Here is a 21619-nt window from a genome sequence, read left to right on the forward strand (position 1 = left end):
TTTAGGCCAGGCGGGGGCGGATGGCAAGGGAAAAGGAGTTTGCGGTGCCTGTGGCTGATGGCGGAAGCGGGGGCCAGCCCCCGCACCCCCGGGATATTTGGGCCAAAACGAAGGGGAAGGGTTTTGGCTTGCGTGGGGGCGCGGGTTTGGCGATGAGGTCAGGCATGAGCGAGAGACCAGACATCCTGTGCATCGGATCGGTCCTGTGGGACATCATCGGCCGCAGCGCGGCCCATATGGGCGCGGGCGCCGATGTGCCGGGGCGGATCACGCGGGTGCCGGGGGGCGTGGCGCTGAACATCGCCATGACGCTGGCGCGGTTCGGGCTGAGGCCGGGGCTGCTGTCGGCGGTGGGGCGCGATGCCGAGGGCAATGACCTTGTGGCGGCCTGCGCGGCGATGGGGCTGGGGACAGCGCATCTCTATCGCTCGGACGATCTGCCGACCGACCGCTATATGGCCATCGAGGGCGGCAACGGGCTGATCGCGGCGATTGCCGATGCCCATTCGCTGGAGGCGGCGGGGGGCAAGATCCTGCGGGCGCTGGAGGATGGGCGGCTGGGATCGGCGGCGGCGCCCTGGGCCGGGCCGGTGGCGCTGGACGGCAACCTGACGACGGGGCTGCTGGCGGAGATTGCGGGCTCGGCACTGTTTGCGGCCGCCGATCTGCGGATCGCGCCGGCGAGTCCCGGCAAGGCGGAACGGCTGTTGCCGCTGCTGGGGCATCCGCGGGCGGTGATCTACGTGAACCTCGAGGAAGCCGGGCTGCTGTGCCAGCGCCGCTTTGCCGGCGCGGCCGAGGCGGCGGCGGGATTGCTGGAGCGGGGGGCGCGGCGGGTGCTGGTCACCGATGGCGGGCGGCCCTGCGCGGACGGATGCGCGGTGGCGGGCGGCGTGATCACCGCGGCGCCGCGGCCGGTGCTGGTGACGCGCGTCACCGGCGCGGGCGACACCTTCATGGCCGCCCATCTGGTGGCCGAATTGCGCGGCGCGGACCGCGGGGCGGCGCTGGCCGCCGCGCTGGATGCCGCCGCGAGCTACGTTTCTGGAGATATCGGAACATGACGAACCCCTCGCTTCCCCTCGCCCTCTCGGCCGAGGTGCGCGCGGCGCTGGAGGCCGGCAAGCCGGTCGTCGCGCTGGAATCGACGATCATCACCCACGGGATGCCCTATCCGCAGAACCTCGAGGCCGCCCGCGCGGTCGAGGCCGAGATCCGCGCCGCCGGGGCGACCCCGGCCACCATCGCGGTGATGGGCGGGCAGATCCTGGTCGGGCTGGAGGATGCGGCGCTGGACGCGCTCGCACAGACGCCGGATGCGCTGAAGCTGAGCCGGGCCGATCTGGCGGCCTGCCTGGCCAGTGGGCGCACCGGCGCGACAACCGTCGCCGCGACGATGGTCTGCGCGCAATTGGCCGGGATCGAGGTTTTCGCCACCGGCGGCATCGGCGGGGTGCATCGGGGCGCAGAACTGTCCTTCGACATCTCGGCCGACCTGCGCGAGCTGGCGCATACGCGGGTGACGGTCGTCGCGGCGGGTGCGAAGGCGATTCTGGACCTGCCGAAGACACTGGAAGTGCTGGAGACGCTTGGCGTGCCGGTGATCGCCATGGGGCAGGATGAGTTTCCCGCCTTCTGGTCGCGTGCCTCTGGCCTGCCGGCCCCGCTGCGGATGGACAGCGCCGCCGAGATCGCCGCCGCGCACCGGATGCGGGGGCTGATCGGCCTGCCGGGCGGGCAACTGGTCGCCAACCCGGTGCCGGCCGCGGACGAGATCCCGCTGGCCGAGATCATGCCGGCGGTGGAGGTGGCGCTGGCCGAGGCGGCGGCGCAGGGAATCGCCGCCAAGGCAGTGACGCCCTTCCTGCTCGACCGCATCTTTGCGCTGACGGACGGGCGGTCATTGACCGCCAATATCGCGCTGGTGCGCAACAATGCGCGGCTGGCGGCCGCAATCGCCATCGAACTCGCCAGCGCAGCAAAATGAACAGCTTCGGGGGGCGGCGGAGGATTGTCGCGCCCCGATCCAGCCCCTAGGGTCTGGCGGTCAGCAGAGGACCGACATGACCGAGCATCCGGAAGACCCCCACCCACATACCAACCCGCTGCGGCCCTTGCCGCCGCGCAAAACCGGCCTGCTCTCGGCGCTGCGGGCCTCGTTCCTGACCGGGCTTGTGGTGGTGTTTCCCATCGGGCTGACGATCTGGCTGCTCTGGACCGTGACCGGCTGGATCGATGCCTTCGTGCTGCCGATGGTGCCGCATCGCTTCCGGCCCGAGCAATACATCGGCATCGACCTGCGCGGCGTCGGCGTGATCTTCTTCCTGCTGTTTACCGTCATCGTCGGCTGGTTGGCCAAGGGCCTCATTGGCCGCTCGCTCCTGCGCTGGGGCGAGCATCTGGTGGACCGGATGCCGGTGATCCGGTCGGTCTATAGCGGGCTGAAGCAGATCGCCGAGACGGTCTTTGCCCAGTCCGAGGCGAGTTTCGACAAGGCCTGCCTGATCGAATATCCGCGCAAGGGCATCTGGGCGATCGGCTTCGTCTCGACCATGGCCAAAGGAGAGATCGCGGCGCGCGCCTCGCTCGACGATCCGCTGGTGTCGGTGTTCCTGCCGACGACGCCGAACCCGACCTCGGGCTTCCTGCTCTATGTGCCGCAATCGCAGGTGACCTATCTCGACATGAGCGTCGAGGACACCGCCAAGCTGATCATTTCGGCGGGGCTGGTTTATCCAACCCCGAAGGACCCCGCGGCACTGCCGCCGCGCTGAACCGGGCGGCCTGCACGGCAAAAACGGGCCCGCGGGGCGGCGTGGTGCAAAGCGGCTGCGGCCTCTTTGCAACGCATTGCATCTTTAGGCAGACATTTCCGTTGTGGCGGCCAAGGGGCGTGTTAGAATCAAATCTGTCAATGTTCCGCGGGCGGAGGGTAGTCATCTGAGGTTTCAGGGCTTCTCGCTACCGTTCCGGACCGGACATGCTTGCGGGCCTGCGTTGGTCCTCTGTTGCCTGAAGGGGCAGTAGCGGGGTAGCGTAGATCGAGAGTTGCCTGAAACCGTGCCCAAATGGGCCAAAATAAAGTCGGAGACTGACATGAAAACCTTCAAAGCCGCCATCCTCGCCTCGCTGATCGCCGCCCCGGCCTTTGCCGGCGGCTATGCCGAACCGGTCATGGAGCCGATGATCCAGCCGGAAGTCATCGTCGAAGACACCTCGTCCTCGTCGGCTGGCATCCTGGTGCCGATCCTGCTCCTGATCCTGGTCGCTGCTGTCGTTTCGGCCGACTGATCACGGCATTTCGCCCCGGGGTCGGCTCACGCCGGCCTTGGAGCTCTGCCAGACGCCCGGGCCGCTTGCGCGCCCGGGCGTTTTGCTTTGAGCCGCCATCTTTTCGTTTCGACGGGCAGTCCCGTCAGGCCAGCAGCGCCGCCAGATCGACAGTGCCCGCCTTGCCGATCTTGCCGCGCGCGCTTTCCATGAAATCCTCGGCCGCCATCCGGCCCGCCGCCTTGAGATGCGCCAGCAGCGTCGGGGTCGGCACGATCTTGGTTGCCACGCTGAGGCTGCCCATCAGCTTGTCATCGGCGATCATGTGGACGCGCACGTCCTTCATGCTACCCGGTTTCAACTGCCCGCCGGCGAGCAGGCGTTTCACGAAGGCGATGGCGCGCAATTCGCGCAGCAGCGAGGAGTTGAAGCTGATCTCGTTGACGCGGTTGGCGATCTCGGCGGCGCTGTGGGGCAACTCCTCACGCAGCATCGGGTTGATGTTCACGATCACCACGTCATCGGGCAGGCTCGGCGCAAAGAGCGGGAAGAGGGCCGGGTTGCCGGCATAGCCGCCATCCCAATAGGCCTCGCACTTGCCGGTTTCCGGATCCTCGATTTCCACCGCCCGGAACAGCGTCGGCAGGCAGGCCGAGGCGAGAATCACGTCGGTGCTGATTTCGGCATTGTTGAAGACCCGGATCTTGCCGGTGCGCACATTGGTGGCGCTGATGAAGATCAGCGGGCCTTCTTGCGCGCTGATCCGGTCATAGGCGAAGCGTTCGACCACGCGGCGCAGCGGGTTTTCCCAGAACGGCAGGTCATAGGGGCTGACGGCGCTGGTTACTGCGTCGATCATCTTGAAGGGCACCACCGCCTCGACCATCTTCGCGGTCATCGCCGGGCCGGGCATGAAGGCCATCAGCCAATGCGCGAACGAAAGGTCGGGAATCGCGCCCATCTGGCCCCAGAGCCAGTCGAGCTGATCCCTTGCGCCCTCGCGCCCGCCAGCGACCCAGCCGGATTTCAGCGCGGCAGCATTCAGCGCCCCGGCCGAGGCACCGGATATGGCGGCGATGTCGATGCCGGGGTCTTCCAGCAGCCGGTCGAGCACGCCCCAAGTAAAGGCGCCATGCGCGCCACCGCCCTGCAGCGCGAGGTTGATGCGGCAGGGCTCCGTCCCGCCGTTCACGGCGGGCGTGGCAAGGTCGGCTTCAGGGGCGGCGCCTTCGTTGGCCGTTACCAGCTCCTCGATGGCAGCCAGCGGGCCCGGTTCGTCGGCCAGGTCCGGCGCGGGGGCCTTGGGTTTGGCGGCGGCCTTGGGCTTGGCGGCAGCTTTGGCGGCGGCAGGAGCGTTGGAAGCGGCGGCCCTTGGTCTGGGCTCAGCCTTTGGCTTCGGCACGGGTTTCGTTGCCGTCTTGGCATCGGGTACACCCTCAGCCGCCTTCGGCTCTGCCTCGTCCCCGGCCTTCGGCCGCCGAACGATCTTGCGCGGCCCCGGCCGTGGATCGGCCTTGCCGCGCCCGCCGCCGGGTTTGCCTGCTCCCGTTCCTGCCATAGTGCCCGCCTTTCGCTGCCATCTGCATTGCGCACGGTCCGGGCGGCGGGCAGACCGCCCCGCACACCCGTGCCCGCCGTCTCATCCCTGCCCTGACAGGGTAGCCCCTGTCAGAGCGCCGTCCAGCCCCCATCGACGCTGATCGCGGTTCCGGTGATCTGTGCGGCGTAGTCCGAGCACAAGAAGACCACTGTGCCGCCCATTTGTTCCACAGTCGCAAACTCGCGCGAGGGCTGGCGGTCCAGCATCACCTTCTTGATGACATCCTCGCGGCTCATCGAATGGGTCTTCATCTGGTCGGGGATCTGCGCCTCGACCAGCGGGGTCAGCACATAGCCGGGGCAGACGGAATTGCAGGTGATCGGCTCTTCCGCCGTTTCCAGCGCCACCACCTTGCTGAACCCGACGATGCCATGCTTGGCCGCCACATAGGCCGATTTGTAGGGCGAGGCGGTCAGCCCGTGGGCCGAGGCGATGTTGATGACCCGGCCCCATCCAGCCGCGCGCATCTTCGGCAGCGCCGCGGCGGTAGTGTGGAAGGCCGAGGAGAGGTTGATGGCGATGATCGCGTCCCACTTCGAGGTCGGAAATTCATCCACCGGCGCGACATGCTGGATGCCAGCGTTGTTCACCAGGATGTCGCAGGCGCCCGCCTGCTCGATCAGGGCGCGGCAATCCTCGCCCTTCGACATGTCGGCGCGGATGTAGCGCGCGGTCACGCCGAACTCCTCGCCGATGCTGGCGGCCAGCGCGTGATCGTCGGCGCTGTCGGTGAAGGAGTTCAGGACGACATCCGCCCCAGCCCGCGCCAGCTCTCGCGCGATGCCAAGACCGATGCCGGAATTCGATCCGGTGATGACGGCGGTCTTTCCCGCCAGCGATGTGGTGATGCTCATGTTGGTCCTCCTGCAGCTTTGCGCCGACCTTATACCGGGCTGCTGCAACATCCAGCACCGCGGTATCGGGGCGGGCGCAAAACGCGCCAAAAAAAACGCCCGCACAAGGCGGGCGTTAAGTCGTTGAGGCAGGTTTCATACAGGCAAGAAACCTATCGAGCAGTAGGGCCCTTATACGCCGATCAAACGCGCCGTCCAAGCTAAAAGTTTGAAAAGGCTGGCCCGGAAGGGTAGCGTCTGCCTCAGAAAAACCGCCACAGAAGGGATTGCCCCCGGCATGAAACCGCAGAATTTCCGGGCCTCGCGCCGCCATCTTTGCCGTGCCCTCGCGCCTTTGTGTGTTGCGTTTTTCGCGTTTGCAGCGCCGCCGCAGGCGCTGGCAGAGCCGATGCACGGCATAGCTATGTATGGCGAGCCGGCCCTGCCACCCGATTTTGTGGCGCTGCCCTATGCGAACCCGGACGCGCCGAAGGGCGGACGCATCGTGATGGGCGAGCCGGGGGGATTCGATTCGCTCAATCCGTGGATCCTGATGGGACGCGCACCCTGGGGCATGGGGCTGCATATGGCCGAGACGCTGATGGCCCGGTCCATCGACGAGCCGTTCACCTTGTATGGCCTTCTGGCCGAATCGGTGGAGACGGACGAGGCCCGAACTTTCGTCGAATACACCCTGCGCCCCGAGGCCCGCTTCTCCGATGGCAGCCCGGTGACGGTAGAGGATGTGATCTGGAGCTATGAGACGCTCGGCACCCAGGGCCACCCCCGCTACCGCACCGCCTGGGGCAAGGTCGCCAGCATCGCCTCCCCCGCGCCCGGCAAGGTGCGCATCGAGTTCACGCAAGCCGACCGAGAGCTGGCGCTGCTGATGGGAATGCGCCCGGTTCTGAAGAAGGCGCAATGGGAGGGCAAGGACTTCGCCCAGTCGACGCTGGAGGTGCCGATCGGGTCGGGCGCCTATACCGTCGGCGCGTTCGAGCCAGGCCGCTATATCAGCTTCCTGCGCAACCCCGACTGGTGGGGCAAGGATCTGCCAATCGCGCAGGGCCTCTATAACCTCGATGAGCTGCGCTATGAGTATTTTGCCGATCCGGGCATCATCTTCGAGGCGTTCAAGGCCGGCGAGCTGTCGATCTGGCGCGAGACCAATGCCGCGCGCTGGCAGACGCAGTTCAACTTCCCCGCCGTCGCCAGTGGCGAGGTGGTGAAGGCCGAGATCCCGCATCAGCGCCCCTCGGGCATCACCGGCCTTGTCTTCAACACCCGCCGCCCGGTCTTTGCCGACTGGCGCGTGCGCGAGGCGCTGACGCTGGCCTTCAACTTCGAGTTCATCAACCAGACCCTGAACCTTGGGACAGAGCCACGCATCACCTCCTACTTCGCCAACTCGGCGCTGGCGCTGCAGCCCGGGCCGGCCACGGGGCGCGTGGCGGAGCTACTGGCGCCTTTCGCGGATAGCCTGACGCCCGGCACGGTCGAGGGCTATGCCCCGCCGGAATCGGACGGCACCCTGCGCAACCGCGCCAACATGCGCCAGGCGATGGCGCTGCTGGAGGAAGCGGGCTGGACCGCCGAGGGCGGCACCCTGCGCGATGCCAGCGGCGTGCCCTTCGAGTTCGAGATCCTGCTGGCGCAGGGAGCGGCCGAGACTGGGCAGGTGGTGGACATCTATGTGCAGGCACTGCGCCAGCTGGGGATCACCCCGCGCATCGCCACCGTCGATGCGGCGCAATATGTGGAACGCACGAACAATTTCGATTTCGACATGGCCTGGATGCTGCGCGCCCTGTCGCTGAGCCCGGGGAATGAGCAGCGGCTCTACTGGGGCGCGGCGGGGGTGGGTCAGCCCGGCAGCCGCAACTGGATGGGCATGGCCTCGCCCGCCGCCGATGCGATGATCGACGCGATGCTGACCGCGACAGACCCCGAGGAGCTGACCGCCGCCGCGCAGGCGCTGGACCGGATCCTGACCGCCGGCCGCTGGGTGATTCCGGTGTGGTACTCGAAGGCCACGCGGATTGCCCATGCCAGCGATCTTCACTATCCGGAGCGTCTGCCGCTATATGGCGACTGGCCGGGCTTTGCGCCCGATGTCTGGTGGCATGAGGAGTAGGATATGAAACGCATCGCATTGCTGGCCCTGCTGATGGCAGGACTTTCCGGCTGCAACACCGTGGCCGGGCTGGGTGAGGACGTGTCGGACAGCGCCCGCACGGTGCAGGGGATGATGTAGCGTCACCGGACTGTCACGCCTTGGGGCTACGGGGGCCGGATGCGGCATCATCTTCCCATCCTCGGCCTTCTTGCGCTGACCCAGATCACCGGCTGGGGCGCGGTCGGGGTGCTGCCCGTGATCGCCGCGCCGGTTGCGGCGGACCTCGGCGTCTCGCTGCCAGCGGTGTTTTTGGGCACCTCGTTGATGTTCGTCGCGATGGGGATCGCCTCGCCGCCGGCCGGCCGGGCCTTCCGCCGCTTCGGGACGCGGCAGGTGATGGCGGCGGGGGCGGGTCTGATCGGGCTGACGCTTTGCCTCGTGGCGCTGGCCCCCGGCCTTACGGTGTTCTGCATCGGCTGGGCGCTGGTTGGGCTGGCCGGGTCGATGTTCATGACCACCGCCGCCTATGCCTATCTCGCCGAATATGACGCGGACAGTGCCCGTAGCCTGATCGGAACGCTGATGCTGGTCACCGGCCTGGCCGGCGCGGTGTTCTGGCCGATCACAGCCTGGCTGGAGCATGTGGTTGGCTGGCGAGGCGCGGTGTTTGCCTTTGCGGCGGTCATGGTGATGGTTGTCTGCCCACTGGTCCGCTTCGGTCTGCCCCGCACCGAGGCGGTGATCGCAACGCAGCAGCCAAAGACGGCACGGACCGGGCGCCTCTTCGCGCTGCTGGTTGCGGCCATCGCCCTCAACAGCTTCGTCACCTTCGGCATCGAGTCGGTGGGGATCGCTCTGGTGGAGGCCAGCGGCGCAAGCCTTGCCACGGCCATCGCCATCGCCTCGGCGCTTGGGGTCTGCAAGGTCGGCGGGCGGCTGATCGACCTGATCGGCGGGGCGCGGTGGGACGGACTGTCCACCGCGCTGGCCTCTGGCCTGATGATCCCGCTGGGGCTGGCGGCGCTCGGGCTCGGCGGTGCCGGCCTTTTGGGCGTGAGCGGCTACCTGCTGCTGTTCGGCATTGGCAGCGGCGCCTTTGCGGTGGCGCGCGCGACCATGCCGCTGGTCTTCTACGCCCGCGCCGATTACGCGGCGGCGATGGCGGGCATTGCCCTGCCGATGAACCTGATCAACGCGCTGGCCCCGCCGGTGCTGGCGGCGCTGCTGACCGGCATCGGCCCCCATGCCGTGCTGGCAGTGCTTGGCACGCTGAGCCTGGCGGCCTTTGCGGTGCTGCTGCGGCTGAACAGGCTGAGGACGCAGCCCTTAGCTGGATAGAGCCCTGCCGCTTCCCCCGGGGCACGGGCGCTGACGAAAAGTTCTGTGCAGCGGCCCGGAACCGGCGCAGACTGAGGTGGGTTGATCGCCCGCAAGCAGGAGGCAGGCACATGAAATGGCACCACGTTCAGGAAAATTGGCCCGCGTTTTTCGACGCGATCATGGACCGCTGGCCGAAGGCGGATGAGAGCGATCTGGAAGACATCGACGGCGACCAGCGCGCCTTCATCGTCTATATCGCCGAGCTGACCGCGCAGGAGACCGCCGAGGCCGCGCAGGAGATCCGTGACTGGCTGACAGGCGAGCTGCCCTCTGATGTGGTCATGGACCCCCGGCACGACGATCATTCCATCTCGCTGTCGAAAAAGTTCATGCCCGAGGGCGAGGATGAGTTCGACGACGATGCCCGGTTTGGGGATGATACCAACGAGGATCGCTGACGGGGGCTGACTGAGACCGTGCCAACCGCGTGAAGGCGGACACCGGCCCTGTTCCCCGAGATGCGGGAAGGGCACCCCGGCGCGATCAGGGGACTTGCCGGTGGCAAGTCACCCGCGCCGGTTGCCCGAAGGCGCAAGCCGCAGGGCAAGGGGGGTGCGGCTTGGTCCGAAGGGTGCCAAATTCTGATGGGACCGCCCAGGTGGGCACGAATGTGCCTGCCCCCGGAGGGGTCACATCAGAATTTCGTCGACGGCCGAAATTCTGGGCAGCGCCCTTGGCCACCGGTGACGCGGCACGAAGAGCAGGACCCATCGGTCCACCCGCGCCCTGCCCGCCCTTGACCTTCCCTCCCCACCGCGCCTGACTGCTCCCGAACAGAGCGACACAGGCACGGCACAGATGCGGGTATCTCCCTTCACCAGATTCGTCGCCGCCAGCGGCCTGACCAACCTTGCCGACGGGGTGGCTACGGTGGCCTGGGCCTGGCTCGCCTCGCTTCTGACCCGCGACCCGCTGCTGGTCGCCGTGGTGCCGGTGGCGCTGCGGCTGCCGTGGTTCCTGTTCGCCATTCCCGCCGGGCTGGTCGCTGACCGGGTGGATCGCCGCCGCCTGATCCTCGGCATGGACGCGCTTCGGGCGCTCGCCTTCCTCATCGCCGCCGCCGCGCTCTGGGCCGCGCTGCCGCTGGACCCGGCCCCGGCCAAGGGTGTCTCCGACCCCGGCCTCTTCGCGCTGATCCTTGGCGCCGCGCTGCTGGTCGGCATCGCCGAGGTGTTCCGCGACAATGCCGCCCAAACCATGCTGCCGGCGCTGGTGCCCCATGACCGGCTGGAGCGCGCGAATGGCCGCCTCTGGAGCATCGAGCTGGCGGGCAATGCCCTGATCGGCCCGGCGCTTGGCGCGATGCTGATCGCGCTGGCGCTGCCGCTGCCCTTCCTTGCCAATGCCGCCGCCTATGCGCTGGCCATCGTGCTGGTCGCGCGGCTGACCGGCCGGTTCCGACCCGAGCCCTCGGGCCCCCGCGACTGGCGGCGCGAGCTGCGTGAGGGCTTTGCCTTTCTGGCGGGCGCGCCGCTGCTGCGCAGCCTGGCGTGGATCACCGGGTTCTGGAACCTGCTGTTCCAGATGGTGATGATCGCGCTGGTGCTGCATGTGCAGGAGAACCTCGGCCTCGGCGCGCCAGCCTATGGGCTGATCCTTGCGGCGGGGGCGGTCGGCGGCATCGCGGGCGGCTTCTGGGGCGAGGCGATCATCGCCCGGCTGGGGCCAAAGCGCACGGCACAGGTGATGCTCGCTTGCACCGCGCCCTCGTTCCTCGCCATCGCGCTTGCCCCCGGGGCGCTGACACTGGCGCTGGTGCTGGCGGTGTTCGAGTTCACGGGGCTGGTCTGGAACACCGTTTCCGTCTCCTACCGGCAGCGGATGATCCCCGACCGGCTGCTCGGCCGCGTCAACAGCCTCTACCGGCTGCTGGCCTGGGGGATGATGCCGGTGGGGCTGATCGCCTCGGGCCTGATCGTGCGGGCCTCGGGCGCGGTGATGCCGCGCGAGGTTGCGCTGGTCATGCCTTTCCTTGCCGCCGCGCTTGGGGCCGCGGCCCTGGGGGCCATCGGCTGGCGCGCCCTGGGCCGGGGCTTCGCGCAAGCCTAACGCGGCAGCACCAGTTCCGCCTTGAGCCCGCCGAGCCGCGCACTCTCCCCCAGCCGCAGCGTGCCGCCATGGCTGCGCGCCACATCGGCGGCAATCGCCAGCCCGAGCCCGACGCCGGAGCCGCTATCTTGATTGCGCGCTGGGTCGAGCCGCGAGAAGGGCCGCAGCGCCTCGTCCCGTCGGCCCCGGGGAATGCCGGGTCCGTCATCTTCGACCGAGATCACCAGCGCCCGGTCGGTCAGCAGCGCGCCCACCTCGGCCCGCCTGCCATAGCGCACGGCATTGCCGATCAGATTCTCCACCGCCCGGCTGATCGCCACGGTGCGCAGCGGCATCCGGCCCGTCCCCTCGAACACGCCCTCGCTCACCGGCTGACCCGCGCGCGCCGCCCGGGCCGCAATCTCGCGCAGCAACTCCAGCGGATCGACCAGCTCCGGCTCGCTCTCCAGCGCATCCCCCCGCGCGAACGCCAGGAAGGCGTCGATCAGCGCCTGCATCTCGGCGATGTCGCGCTCCATCGCCTTGGTGTCCTCATCCTCGGGCATCATCGCAAGGCTCAATTTCAGCCGGGTCAGCGGGGTGCGCAGGTCATGGCTGACGCCAGAGAGCATGAGCGTGCGCTGCTCGATCTGTCGCTCGATCCGTGCCCGCATGTCCAGAAAGGCGCTGCCGGCCGAGCGCACCTCGACCGCGCCCGAGGGGCGGTAGGGCACCATGCGCCCGCGCCCGAAAGCCTCGGCCGCCAAGGCCAGCCGGCGGATCGGGCGCAGCTGGTTGCGCAGGAACAGGAAGGCAACGCCGGTCATCAGCAGGCTGGTGAAGGCGGTCAGCACCAGCAGCTGATGCGGGTTCGAGGCGGCGACCCGGCGCCGGTCAAACTCCACCCCCAGCAAGCCGTGGCGGGTGTCGATTGCCACCAGAACGGCGCGCGCCGCGGTCAGGTCGACGCCGCGGATCCCCGGCACCTCGGCGCGCAGCGTGCCGATCACGGTGCGCCCTGACAGATCGCTGAGCGCGAGGTTGTCCTGCAGCGGCCCCTCGGCCGGTAGAATCGTAACCACGCCCGCAGGCGCCGCAAGCGCCGCCGCGGTCTGCCGCGCCGCCTCGGCATCGGGCGCCGCCTCCACCGCCCGCACCACGGCGCCAAGCCCGGCGGCCAGGCTGCGCGTCATCTGCCGCGTTACATCCTCGTAGAGCCGCTGGGTCACCGTCACCGACACGACAAGCTGCAGCGCCACCACCGGCACGATCAGGATCAGCGCCGCCCGCGCATAAAGGCTGCGCGGCACGAAGCGGCGAATGGGGCCCGTCGGCGGGAGATAGGTTTGCGGCTGCGGGGTCGGTTGTGTATCGCTGGACATGGCAGCAGCCTAGCGGTGCAGGGGGGGAACGGAAAGATGGCAGATCCCTTGGTGGCCGGGCAGGTCCGGCAGGTGGCGCCCGGCCTGCGGCAGGTTCTGGCGCCCAACCCCTCACCGATGACGCTGCAGGGCACCAATACCTGGATCGTCGGGGAAGGCCGCGTGGCGGTGATCGACCCCGGCCCCGCCCTGCCCACGCATCTGGCCGCGATCCTTGCCGCGCTCGGCCCGGGTGAGACGGTGAGCCACATCCTCGTCACCCATGCGCATCTGGACCACTCGCCGCTTGCGCGACCTTTCGCGGAAATGGCCGGCGCGCCGGTGCTGGCCTTTGGCGACGCGCTGGCCGGGCGCTCGCCGGTGATGGCGCGGCTGGTGGGGGCAGGTGGCGGCGAGGGCGTCGATAACGGCTTCGCGCCCGATGAGGTGCTGGCCGATGGTGCCGAGATTTCCGGCGACGGCTGGCGCATGACCGCGCTGCACACCCCCGGCCATTTCGGCAACCACCTCAGCTTCGTCTGGGGGGAGCGGCTGTTCACCGGCGATCAGGTGATGGGCTGGTCCTCCTCGCTGATCTCGCCTCCCGATGGCGATGTGGCGCAATACATGGCCTCGCTGGACCGATTGGCGGCCATCGGCGCGCAGGTCGCCCATTCCGGCCACGGCCCCGACATCCCTGACCCCGCCGCCCGTATCGCCGAACTCGCCGCCCACCGCCGCCAGCGCGAGGCCGAGGTGCTGGCCGCCCTGACCGGCGCCCCCGCCGATGCCGCCACGCTGGCAGCCCGGATCTACACCGCCACACCCCCGGCCCTTCTTGGCGCCGCCGCCCGCAACGTGCTGGCGCATCTGGTCGACCTGTCGGACCGCGGGCTGATCGCGCCGCAGGGGGTGTTGAGCGCCGAGGCGGTGTTCGAACGCGGGTGAGAGGGCGGGCGCGGGTAAGAGGGCGCGCTGGCGGACGGAGCGATGCGCCTGCAGCTCAGCCCAATCCTGCAAACACCCCGCGCCGAACCAACCGTGCGCCCCGAGCCAGCCCACCGCAGGCCTCATGCAAGCCCGACTCAAGAATGTCACGAAACCCTCTGGACACCCCCCCACCACGCGGCTATATCCGCCCCGTGTTCCGGCGTAGCTCAGCGGTAGAGCAGTTGACTGTTAATCAATTGGTCGTAGGTTCGATCCCTACCGCCGGAGCCAAAACTTCCGCAAGTCGTTGAAGTTGCTACGATTTTCTTGATCTTGCTCCGATGTGTCACACAAGGGTGTCACACATTGCCAGACGATTTGGCGGCCATACGGTGCATGCGCCTGATAAGGCACGAACCGTCATCGCCATCAGAAGTCGAAGGTGAGCTCTCCGCGGCTCTGTGGCCTGAACGTTTGCAGCGCGGTTGACGTCAACAAGCCAGACGCAAATCCCGCTCGCACTTCAAATATATCCGGTGGTCATCCCCAAAACGCGCGCCATATGAGGGGCCAGCACTCCAAGCCGCAGGACCGCCAGATGCCCAAGATGCGCAAGAAATCCGACCTTCCGACCAAGATCTGCGTGACCTGTGGCCTGCCCTTCAACTGGCGCAAGAAGTGGGAGCGGGATTGGGAGCAGGTGACCCATTGCTCTGACCGCTGCCGCAGCGCCGCGAAAACCGGGCGACCGAGGGCGCAGGCATGACCCGGCTGCGCTTCGTTCTGGGCGACCAGCTGACGCGCGGCCTGTCGTCGCTGGCGGATATCGACCCGGCGCACGATATGGTCCTGATGGTCGAGGTCGCAGCGGAGGCACGCTATGTGCCGCATCACAAGCAAAAGATCGCGTTTGTGCTATCAACCATGCGGCATTTCGCGGAAACCCTGCGGGCGGAAGGCCTGAATGTTGAATATGTAAAACTGGACGATCCTGACAACACCCACAGTTTCACCGGCGAGCTTGCCCGGGCGGTGGCGCGTCACGCGCCCACCTCGGTCGTCGTCACCGAGCCCGGCGAGTGGCGGGTGCTGCAGATGATGCAGGACTGGGATCTGATCTGCCGGACCGACATCCGCCCCGATGACCGCTTCTTCTGCTCTCGCGCCGAGTTCACCGCCCTCGCCAAGACCGGCAAGACCAGCCGGATGGAGTTCTTCTACCGCGAGATGCGGCGCCGCACCGGCCTTCTGATGCGGGCGGATGGCCCGGAGGGCGGCCAGTGGAACTTCGACCCCGAGAACCGCAAGTCGCTGCCCCGCGGCCACCAGCCCCCGCCGCGCCGCCGGTTTGAGCCCGACGCGATCACAAGCGAGGTGCTGGCCCTCGTGGCAGGCCGCTTTGGCCATCACTTCGGCGACCTCACGCCCTTCGGCTGGGCCGTCACCCGCGAGGACGCGCTGGAGGCGCTGGACCATTTCATCACCGATTGCCTGCCGGGCTTTGGCGATTACCAAGATGCCATGAAGGCGGGCGAAAATTTCCTCTATCACAGCCTGATCTCGCCCTATCTCAACGTTGGCCTCCTGACCGCGCGCGAGGTCTGCGAACGGGCCGAGGCGGCCTACCGAACCGGCGAGGCCCCGATCAACGCGGTGGAGGGGTTCATCCGCCAGATCCTCGGCTGGCGGGAGTTCGTGCGCGGCATCTACTGGACGGGCATGCCGGGCTATGCGCAGACCAACCACCTCAATGCCGCCCGCGACCTGCCCGCGCTCTACTGGACGGGCGAGACGCAGATGCACTGCATGGCCGACTGCATCGGCACTACCCGCCGCCATGCCTATGCCCATCACATCCAGCGCCTGATGGTTACCGGCAACTTCGCCCTGCTGGCCGGGGTGTCGCCGCCGCAGATCGAGGAATGGTATCTGGCGGTCTATGCCGATGCCTACGAATGGGTCGAGTTGCCGAATGTGCATGGCATGGTGATGCATGCCGATGGCGGGCGGATGGGGTCGAAACCCTATGCCGCCTCGGGCGCCTATATCAACCGGATGTCGGATTACTGCAAAGGATGCTCCTATGATCCCAAGATCAAGCTGGGGCCGAGGGCCTGCCCCTTCAACTATCTCTACTGGAACTTCCTGATCGAGAACGAAGCGGTCCTGTCGCCCAACCCGCGCATGGCGATGCCTTACAAAACCCTGTCGAAGATGCCGGAGGAGCAGAGAGGCGGCATCACGCGGTCTTCACAGGCATTTCTGGCAAGCCTGCCGGTCTGGACCAAGACCGAAACTCCCGTCGCCGAGCCGAAGCCGGGCGACAGGCCGTGAAACAGGCGCACCGGGTTCAATACCGCAATCTCTCTCGCACCGCCGCCCGCCTCAACCCGCCGGGGCGGTCAGCCGGTCCATCACCGCGTCCAGCCCCAGGTCGAGGCGGCGGATCCCCAGTTCGGCGATGAACCGCTCCTCCATCCGGCTGAGCGGGCCGGGCAGCACCGCCACATGGCCGGAGCCCGAGCGTTTGGTGATCTGCCGGGCATAGATCCGCAGCAGCTGGTCATCGAAGCGGCAGCCCAGAAACAGGAACGGGCGGCCGGTGCGGCGGTGCCGCACCTCCTCGGGGATCGGGGTCTGGATATCGATCTCGGTCAGCACCTCGACATAATCGCTGTCCGACATCAGGAAGGACGACCCGGGGCGGGCAAGGCCATGCGGCTTGTAGATCAGCGTCGGCCAATCGGGATCCGGCGCGGCGACCTCGGCACCGCTGGCGTCATAGGCGCGGGTATAGGCCTCGGTCCAGCCGCCGGCGCGGCTGACTCCCTGCACCAGCCCCCAGCCCGCGCCCGCCCGTTCAAAGGCGGTCAGCAGCCCGTCATCATACCATGTGTCCACCACCATCGGCGGGCGCAGCCGGGCCAACCAGTCATGCAGCGGATTGGCCGCGCTTTCCGCGCCGGGACCCGGGGCAAAGGCGCGGCGCACCATCGCATCCAATGTGGCGCGGAACTTGCGGCTTTCGATATATTGCGCCACCGCCCACAGATCGCCCGAGGCGCGGCGCGGCACCCGCACCTCTGCCTCGAGCCGCCTGCACAGCTCGGCGCGCGTGCCAGGGGCGGTGCCGCCGGCCAGCGCCGAAACCTCTGGCCCCAGATAGGCGATGCGCTCCCCTGCCCCCACCTCGGCCAGGGCGGCATCCAGCACGGCCAGATCGCCGCTCATGCCTCATCCCCCGACAGCTTGCGCGCCTCGACGGTGACCGGCAGCGTGGGGGGCGCGGCAAAGGCGGGCATCGCGAAGACCCAGCCATTCGACAGCCGCGCCCATCCGCCCCAGAGGCCGGGCACCTCCTGCTCGGCCACCATCAGCTCGAGGTCCTTCTTCGGCACATAGGCTTCCAGCCCCTTCGGGGTCTGCCGGATCATGATCTTCATGGGCGGGCCTCCTTCGCGGTCCGGGCAAGCATTTCGCGGGTGACGATATGCGCCTGCAGCGCCGGCCGGTCACCCTCGGGCGCGGCCTTCGGGCCATCGGCCAGCAGCTCGCGCTCACGCATCCCGACGATGGAGCCGCGGGCGACGAAATCGACGGCGTAGATGTAGAACTGGCTCAGGAACACGCCGATATCGCGGACATAGCCGACATCGCCTTTCTTCACGACGATGTCGCCGATCTCGTGCCCGACCATGGTGCCGTCATTCTTGACATGCTTGCGGGCGATCACCCGGTCGCCGGGGCGATGGGCGGGGGCGCGGTAGACCTCGATCTCGCGGTCATCTGTGGACATGGCAGCCTCCGGGGTCAGGGTTGGGCAAGCCGCGCGGCGGCGGTCTCGCGGATCAGGGGTTCGGGATCGTCCAGCAGGGCGCAGAGCAGCTCTGGCCCGGCCTCTTCGGCCACCGCATGGCGCACGCGGATATCGGGGTCGCGCAGGAACAGCGCGGGCCGGCGCAGCGCCGCCGCGCGCCGCACCAGCGGGTCGGGATCGGCGCGGAACCGGTGAAGCCAGTCCACCGCGATCCTTGTGGCAACCAGTTCGCGCACCTCGGGGTCGGGATCGGCGATCATCACCGGCAGCATCCCCGGCTCTGCCCGCCGCGCCACCACCAGCCGGACAGCGCCCTCGCGATCCTGCACCAGCGGCAGCAGCCGGTCGGGGGCCAGCCGGTAGGCCACCGCGATGCGCACCTGCCGGTCGGGGTCCTTCATCAGCCGCTCGGCCTGCGCCACCGGCAGGCGCAGCACCGCCATGCCCCGCACCGCTGGGTCTTCGTCCCCCAGCAGCCGGGTCAGGCGAAACACCGAGGCGTGGCGGGCGGCGCTCATCCTTGTCTCGAAATAGGAATGGCCCAGACAATCGTCGGCCATGTCGGGGTTGAGCACGAAGAACCGCTCGATCCGGCGGGCATAGCGGTCATGGGCGCAGGACCAGCCAAGGCCGCAGCGTCCCGAGTCCCGCCGCGGCCGAAACCGGCAGGCGCCGCAGTCCAGCGGCTCGCCCTGCCAATCGACCGGAGGCGGCCCCTCGGGCATGACGCGGCCCGCCGCTCAAGCGCTGTCCGCCCGGGCCTGCAGGGCGGCATCTCCCATCCGGGCGCGATAGACGGCGCTGACCCCGGTTTCGATATAGTCGAAGGCATGTTCGGCGCTGACCGTGATCCCAGCGGCGGCAAGCGTGTCGCGCGGGCAATCGCCGATCTTGGCGCAGAGCACCGTGTCGATCCCCTCCAGCGCCGCGATCACCCGCTCCAGCCGGTCCTCCTCGCCCGCGCCGCCGACGCAGTAATTGTCGCAGCGGCGATGAAAGGCAAAGCGCACACCCTCGGCATCGACCTCGAAAATCTGGAACTCGCTGGCATGGCCGAAATGCTGGTTGATCCGCCCGCCGCCCTGCGTTGCCACCGCCACCAGCAGCGTGGGGGCGGTGGCAACCACCAGCCCGCCGGTCTGCGCCTGCGCCTCGGCCGCCGCCGCGCGGCGATCCTCGCGCTCCTTCCCGACCCAGTCGCGATAGGTCTCGCGGTGCCCCGGGTCATAGGTCTGGTCGTCCTCCAGCCGGTCCAGGGTGAATTCCTGCCCGCGATCCTCGCCCAGCAGGCCCACCGCATCGGCGCGGCACTGGCGGCAATGCTTCATCAGGTTGGCCCCGCCCGCACAGGCCTCCTGCACCGCGCGCAGCTCTGCCGCGGTCGGGCCGCGCTGGCCGGTCAGCCCGAACTGCGTGCCATGTTCGGGGGCCGAGATCAGCGGCATGATGTTGTGCAAGAAGGCCCCGCGCCGCTTCACCTCGCGGTTCACCTCCATCAGATGCGCGTCGTTGATGCCGGGGATCAGCACCGAGTTCACCTTGACCAGCACCCCCCGCGCCACCAGCATGTCCAGCGCCAGCATCTGCCGCTCGTGCAGGATGCGGCTGGCTTCGGCGCCCCAGATGCGCTGGCGCTGGTAGAAGATCCACGGATAGATCTGCGCGCCGATCTCGGGGTCCAGCATGTTGATGGTCAGCGTGACATGGTCGACATTCATGCCCACGATTTCGTCGATATGGTCAGGCAGCGACAGGCCGTTGGAGCTGAGGCACAGCTTGATGTCGGGGATCTGCGCGGCGACGCGGCCAAAGGTCTCGCGGGTCTTGGTCCAGTCATAGGCGGCATCCCCCGGCCCGGCGATGCCCAGAACCGAAAGCTGCGGCACCTTATTGGCCACCGCGATCACCTTGCGCGCCGCCTCGGCGGGCGTCAGCCGTTCCGACACCACGCCGGGGCGGCTTTCATTGGCGCAGTCATATTTGCGGTTGCAGTAATTGCACTGGATGTTGCAGGCCGGGGCCACCGCCACATGCATCCGGGCAAAATAGTGATGCGCCTCTTCGGAATAGCACGGGTGGTCCTTGACCTTGGCCCAGGTCGCCGGGTCCATATCCTCAGGCGCCTGTTTCGATCCGCAGCTCGAGGCGGAACAACCCCCGCCGGCGGCCGTGGCGGCCATATCCTCCCTCAGCCGGTCACGCGAGCCGACCGACAGCGCATCCAGCGAGATCACATTGGCAGACATGGCATTCCCTCCAGTTGTGGTGACGGCCCGGTTCTGAGGGGATGCAGCAAGAACCGTGCCAGCCCTGCGGGCGCACAAACGGCACAAAGGCGCCTTGCATTGTCGGCAAGCCGACAAGACGGGGATGTGGGACTTGGGGGATGTGGGACGGATCAGATCCGGCGGATCGGGATCTCGAGCTTTTGCAGCGCATAGGCGATCTGGCGCGGGGTCATCCCCAGCAGCCGCGCCGCCTTGGCCTGTACCCAGCCCGCGCTTTCCATCGCATGGATCAGCTCGTCGCGGGTGATATTGGCGGTCTTGCGCCGCAGCATCACGTCTTCGGGCTCTGCCACCTCCACCGGCGGGGCTGGCAAGTCCCGCACGGGCGGGGGGGTAGGCGCGGGCAGCCGCACCAAAGGCGTGATCAGATGCCCGACCGCCAGCCCGCCAATCGGCGAGGCGCCCTCTTGCAGGCGGAACAGCTCGGAGGACAGGCACGACCCCTGCCGGCAGGCCAGCTCATCCGCCAGCACGATCACGCCATCCGACAGCGCCGCCGCGCGGTTGACGCAGTTTTCCAGCTCGCGCACGTTGCCGGGGAACTTGCAGCGGCAGATCTCATCGAAGGCATCGGCGGCAAAGCGCACGCTGGTACCATTTTGCGCGTTGAACCGGTCCAGGAACAGCTGTGCCAGCGGCTTGATATCGCTCTTGCGGCTGCGCAGCGGCGGCAGCACGATCGGCACCACACAGATGCGGAAGTACAGATCGGCGCGGAATTGCCCGCGCGCCACCGCATCCTCCAGATCGCGGTTGGTGGCGGCGACGATCCGCACATCCACCTTGATCGTGTGCACCCCGCCGACCCGCTCGAACTCGCCCTCCTGCAGCACCCGCAGCAGCTTGGTCTGGAAGGCCGGGCTGATCTCGCCGATCTCGTCCAGAAACAGCGTGCCGCGATCGGCCAGCTCGAAGCGGCCCTTCTTCAGCGCATTGGCCCCGGTGAAGGCGCCCTTCTCATGGCCGAACAGCTCCGATTCCAGCAGGTTTTCCGACAAAGCCGCGCAATTGACGCGGATGAACGGCCCCTTGGCGCGCGGCGATTGCGAATGGACGGCGCGGGCGAAGAGCTCCTTGCCGGTGCCGCTTTCCCCGCGCAGCAGAACCGGCGTCCTGGTGTTCGCCACCCGCTTGAGCTGGGCGATCACGTCGGTGATGGCCGGGCTGGCGCCGATGATGCCGTCGATGGTGACCGGCGCCGGGGCCACGCCGCGCTGTTCGCTGACCGACTGCAGCATCCGCCGCGTATCCTCCAGCGCGCGGTCGCGGTCGCGTGCCACCCGCTGGCGGAACCGCAGCGCCTGTTCCAGCAGCGAGGCGACCATGGTCAGCACCCGCACATCGGCATCGGAAAACCGCGCCTGCTGGCGGCCATGGCTGCGATAGACCGCCACAACCCCCAGCACGAAATGGCTGCGCTCGGGGTCGCGCACCGGAACGGCGATCAGCGTCTGGCGGCCGTCGCGCAGGCGCGTCGGAACCGCCTCGGGGCCGAACTCCTCTTCGACGTCGAAGGCAACGAAGGGCACGCCAGAGCGGAACACGATCCGCGCCGCGGCATCGGGCAGCACCTCGCCGGGCAAGGCCCCCTCCTCGCGCCGGAAGGCCGTCACCGCGATCACATAGGGGTTCGGCCCGGCGCCCGCCTCGCCCGGTTCGGCCAGCAGCGCCAGTACCCCGTGGCGCAGGTCGAGGAACGAGGACAGGACGTTGAAGATCGACGCCATCTCGGCAATCGGGTCGGGGGCGGCGGCGAACTGCTTGGCGATCTGGTAGATGGCATCCAGCACCAGCCGATCTGCCATCGGGCCGGCGGCTGCCTGCCTCGGCTGCCCTTGGATCGCCTCGTGGTGCCTCGGTTCGGTCATCGCATCACCTGAGTTCAGCGCTGTTGGCGCGCGCAGAGCGTTGGGTCGCGGCAGCCGGGATGGGCCTGCGGCAGGCCATCCGGCCCGCCCGGCGCAAGGCCCGCACCTCGCCGCCCGCATGGTTTCCT

Annotated in this window: 21 protein-coding genes and 1 tRNA gene; 13 read left to right on the forward strand and 9 right to left on the reverse strand. The window is 68.3% G+C overall.

The window, feature by feature from the left end:
- Positions 1-164 precede the first annotated feature (164 nt).
- From Q8S30_RS08385 to Q8S30_RS08400, 4 genes are all read left to right on the forward strand, one after another.
- Positions 165-1064, forward strand: coding sequence for a PfkB family carbohydrate kinase (locus Q8S30_RS08385; RefSeq protein WP_305665556.1), 900 nt, complete (start codon positions 165-167; stop codon positions 1062-1064).
- Positions 1061-1987, forward strand: coding sequence for a pseudouridine-5'-phosphate glycosidase (locus Q8S30_RS08390; protein ID WP_305665557.1), 927 nt, complete (start codon positions 1061-1063; stop codon positions 1985-1987). The genes Q8S30_RS08385 and Q8S30_RS08390 overlap by 4 nt, the downstream gene beginning before the upstream one ends.
- Before the next feature lie 76 nt (positions 1988-2063).
- Entirely contained in the window at positions 2064-2774 is a 711-nt protein-coding gene (locus Q8S30_RS08395) for a DUF502 domain-containing protein (protein ID WP_305665558.1), read from the forward strand.
- A 322-nt stretch (positions 2775-3096) separates the two neighbouring features.
- Positions 3097-3291 carry a hypothetical protein gene (locus Q8S30_RS08400; protein ID WP_305665559.1) on the forward strand — a complete coding sequence of 65 codons (195 nt, stop codon included), beginning with the start codon at positions 3097-3099 and terminating at the stop codon, positions 3289-3291.
- Positions 3292-3415: 124 nt separating this feature from the next.
- Here the strand turns inward: Q8S30_RS08400 and Q8S30_RS08405 are convergent, their stop codons facing one another.
- Both Q8S30_RS08405 and Q8S30_RS08410 read right to left on the reverse strand, forming a co-directional pair.
- Positions 3416-4462, reverse strand: coding sequence for a patatin-like phospholipase family protein (locus Q8S30_RS08405; protein WP_305665698.1), 1047 nt, complete (start codon positions 4460-4462; stop codon positions 3416-3418).
- A gap of 476 nt (positions 4463-4938) precedes the next feature.
- The gene (locus tag Q8S30_RS08410; RefSeq protein ID WP_305665560.1) at positions 4939-5724 is read right to left on the reverse strand and encodes a 3-hydroxybutyrate dehydrogenase; all 786 of its coding nucleotides are present in this window, start codon (positions 5722-5724) and stop codon (positions 4939-4941) included.
- Between the two features lie 277 nt (positions 5725-6001).
- Here Q8S30_RS08410 and Q8S30_RS08415 point away from each other — a divergent pair, with 277 nt between their 5' ends.
- From Q8S30_RS08415 to Q8S30_RS08435, 5 genes are all read left to right on the forward strand, one after another.
- On the forward strand, positions 6002-7837 hold the full coding sequence (locus Q8S30_RS08415) for an extracellular solute-binding protein (protein WP_305665561.1): 1836 nt from the start codon (positions 6002-6004) through the stop codon (positions 7835-7837).
- 3 nt (positions 7838-7840) lie between these two features.
- Complete coding sequence (locus Q8S30_RS08420) at positions 7841-7957, forward strand: lipoprotein (protein WP_305665562.1); 117 nt, start codon at positions 7841-7843, stop codon at positions 7955-7957.
- A 39-nt stretch (positions 7958-7996) separates the two neighbouring features.
- Entirely contained in the window at positions 7997-9157 is a 1161-nt protein-coding gene (locus Q8S30_RS08425) for an MFS transporter (protein ID WP_305665563.1), read from the forward strand.
- 110 nt (positions 9158-9267) lie between these two features.
- The gene (locus Q8S30_RS08430; protein ID WP_305665564.1) at positions 9268-9597 is read left to right on the forward strand and encodes a hypothetical protein; all 330 of its coding nucleotides are present in this window, start codon (positions 9268-9270) and stop codon (positions 9595-9597) included.
- 400 nt (positions 9598-9997) lie between these two features.
- Entirely contained in the window at positions 9998-11248 is a 1251-nt protein-coding gene (locus tag Q8S30_RS08435; protein ID WP_305665565.1) for an MFS transporter, read from the forward strand.
- Here the strand turns inward: Q8S30_RS08435 and Q8S30_RS08440 are convergent.
- Entirely contained in the window at positions 11245-12609 is a 1365-nt protein-coding gene (locus Q8S30_RS08440) for an ATP-binding protein (protein WP_305665566.1), read from the reverse strand. The two genes, Q8S30_RS08435 and Q8S30_RS08440, sit on opposite strands and share 4 nt — an antisense overlap.
- Positions 12610-12645: 36 nt before the next feature.
- Here Q8S30_RS08440 and Q8S30_RS08445 point away from each other — a divergent pair, with 36 nt between their 5' ends.
- From Q8S30_RS08445 to Q8S30_RS08460, 4 genes are all read left to right on the forward strand, one after another.
- Positions 12646-13536, forward strand: a complete 891-nt coding sequence (locus Q8S30_RS08445) for an MBL fold metallo-hydrolase (protein WP_305665567.1) — start codon at positions 12646-12648, stop codon at positions 13534-13536.
- 198 nt (positions 13537-13734) lie between these two features.
- Positions 13735-13809: transfer RNA gene (locus tag Q8S30_RS08450), tRNA-Asn, on the forward strand.
- Positions 13810-14116: 307 nt separating this feature from the next.
- The gene (locus Q8S30_RS08455; protein WP_305665568.1) at positions 14117-14284 is read left to right on the forward strand and encodes a DUF2256 domain-containing protein; all 168 of its coding nucleotides are present in this window, start codon (positions 14117-14119) and stop codon (positions 14282-14284) included.
- The gene (locus Q8S30_RS08460) at positions 14281-15852 is read left to right on the forward strand and encodes a cryptochrome/photolyase family protein (protein WP_305665569.1); all 1572 of its coding nucleotides are present in this window, start codon (positions 14281-14283) and stop codon (positions 15850-15852) included. Before Q8S30_RS08455 ends, Q8S30_RS08460 begins: the two co-directional genes overlap by 4 nt.
- Positions 15853-15903: 51 nt before the next feature.
- Here Q8S30_RS08460 and Q8S30_RS08465 read toward each other — a convergent pair whose 3' ends face one another.
- The 6 genes from Q8S30_RS08465 to nifA form a co-directional block, all read right to left on the reverse strand.
- Complete coding sequence (locus Q8S30_RS08465) at positions 15904-16749, reverse strand: SIR2 family protein (protein ID WP_305665570.1); 846 nt, start codon at positions 16747-16749, stop codon at positions 15904-15906.
- Positions 16746-16961, reverse strand: coding sequence for a putative nitrogen fixation protein NifT (gene nifT, locus Q8S30_RS08470; protein ID WP_305665571.1), 216 nt, complete (start codon positions 16959-16961; stop codon positions 16746-16748). The genes Q8S30_RS08465 and nifT overlap by 4 nt, the downstream gene beginning before the upstream one ends.
- Entirely contained in the window at positions 16958-17314 is a 357-nt protein-coding gene (locus Q8S30_RS08475; protein WP_305665572.1) for a nitrogen fixation protein NifZ, read from the reverse strand. Before Q8S30_RS08475 ends, nifT begins: the two co-directional genes overlap by 4 nt.
- 14 nt (positions 17315-17328) lie before the next feature.
- Positions 17329-18060, reverse strand: coding sequence for a 4Fe4S-binding leucine-rich repeat protein (locus Q8S30_RS08480; RefSeq protein WP_305665573.1), 732 nt, complete (start codon positions 18058-18060; stop codon positions 17329-17331).
- A gap of 15 nt (positions 18061-18075) precedes the next feature.
- A complete protein-coding gene (gene nifB / locus Q8S30_RS08485) occupies positions 18076-19581 on the reverse strand; it encodes a nitrogenase cofactor biosynthesis protein NifB (protein ID WP_305665574.1) in 1506 nt (501 codons plus the stop codon).
- 152 nt (positions 19582-19733) lie between these two features.
- Positions 19734-21491, reverse strand: coding sequence for a nif-specific transcriptional activator NifA (nifA, locus tag Q8S30_RS08490; RefSeq protein WP_305665575.1), 1758 nt, complete (start codon positions 21489-21491; stop codon positions 19734-19736).
- Between the last annotated feature and the right edge of the window lie 128 nt (positions 21492-21619).

Origin of the sequence: Frigidibacter sp., from assembly GCF_030695035.1 — a bacterium.
Classification (GTDB): Bacteria; Pseudomonadota; Alphaproteobacteria; order Rhodobacterales; family Rhodobacteraceae; genus Frigidibacter.

Bases quoted from the DNA above. Each gene is read 5' to 3' on its own strand.
- Q8S30_RS08385 (WP_305665556.1), top strand. From the start codon at position 165: ATGAGCGAGAGACCAGACATCCTGTGCATCGGATCGGTCCTGTGGGAC.
- Q8S30_RS08390 (WP_305665557.1), top strand. From the start codon at position 1,061: ATGACGAACCCCTCGCTTCCCCTCGCCCTCTCGGCCGAGGTGCGCGCG.
- Q8S30_RS08395 (WP_305665558.1), top strand. From the start codon at position 2,064: ATGACCGAGCATCCGGAAGACCCCCACCCACATACCAACCCGCTGCGG.
- Q8S30_RS08400 (WP_305665559.1), top strand. From the start codon at position 3,097: ATGAAAACCTTCAAAGCCGCCATCCTCGCCTCGCTGATCGCCGCCCCG.
- Q8S30_RS08410 (WP_305665560.1), bottom strand. From the start codon at position 5,724: ATGAGCATCACCACATCGCTGGCGGGAAAGACCGCCGTCATCACCGGA.
- Q8S30_RS08415 (WP_305665561.1), top strand. From the start codon at position 6,002: ATGAAACCGCAGAATTTCCGGGCCTCGCGCCGCCATCTTTGCCGTGCC.
- Q8S30_RS08420 (WP_305665562.1), top strand. From the start codon at position 7,841: ATGAAACGCATCGCATTGCTGGCCCTGCTGATGGCAGGACTTTCCGGC.
- Q8S30_RS08425 (WP_305665563.1), top strand. From the start codon at position 7,997: ATGCGGCATCATCTTCCCATCCTCGGCCTTCTTGCGCTGACCCAGATC.
- Q8S30_RS08430 (WP_305665564.1), top strand. From the start codon at position 9,268: ATGAAATGGCACCACGTTCAGGAAAATTGGCCCGCGTTTTTCGACGCG.
- Q8S30_RS08435 (WP_305665565.1), top strand. From the start codon at position 9,998: ATGCGGGTATCTCCCTTCACCAGATTCGTCGCCGCCAGCGGCCTGACC.
- Q8S30_RS08440 (WP_305665566.1), bottom strand. From the start codon at position 12,609: ATGTCCAGCGATACACAACCGACCCCGCAGCCGCAAACCTATCTCCCG.
- Q8S30_RS08445 (WP_305665567.1), top strand. From the start codon at position 12,646: ATGGCAGATCCCTTGGTGGCCGGGCAGGTCCGGCAGGTGGCGCCCGGC.
- Q8S30_RS08455 (WP_305665568.1), top strand. From the start codon at position 14,117: ATGCCCAAGATGCGCAAGAAATCCGACCTTCCGACCAAGATCTGCGTG.
- Q8S30_RS08460 (WP_305665569.1), top strand. From the start codon at position 14,281: ATGACCCGGCTGCGCTTCGTTCTGGGCGACCAGCTGACGCGCGGCCTG.
- Q8S30_RS08465 (WP_305665570.1), bottom strand. From the start codon at position 16,749: ATGAGCGGCGATCTGGCCGTGCTGGATGCCGCCCTGGCCGAGGTGGGG.
- nifT (WP_305665571.1), bottom strand. From the start codon at position 16,961: ATGAAGATCATGATCCGGCAGACCCCGAAGGGGCTGGAAGCCTATGTG.
- Q8S30_RS08475 (WP_305665572.1), bottom strand. From the start codon at position 17,314: ATGTCCACAGATGACCGCGAGATCGAGGTCTACCGCGCCCCCGCCCAT.
- Q8S30_RS08480 (WP_305665573.1), bottom strand. From the start codon at position 18,060: ATGCCCGAGGGGCCGCCTCCGGTCGATTGGCAGGGCGAGCCGCTGGAC.
- nifB (WP_305665574.1), bottom strand. From the start codon at position 19,581: ATGTCTGCCAATGTGATCTCGCTGGATGCGCTGTCGGTCGGCTCGCGT.
- nifA (WP_305665575.1), bottom strand. From the start codon at position 21,491: ATGACCGAACCGAGGCACCACGAGGCGATCCAAGGGCAGCCGAGGCAG.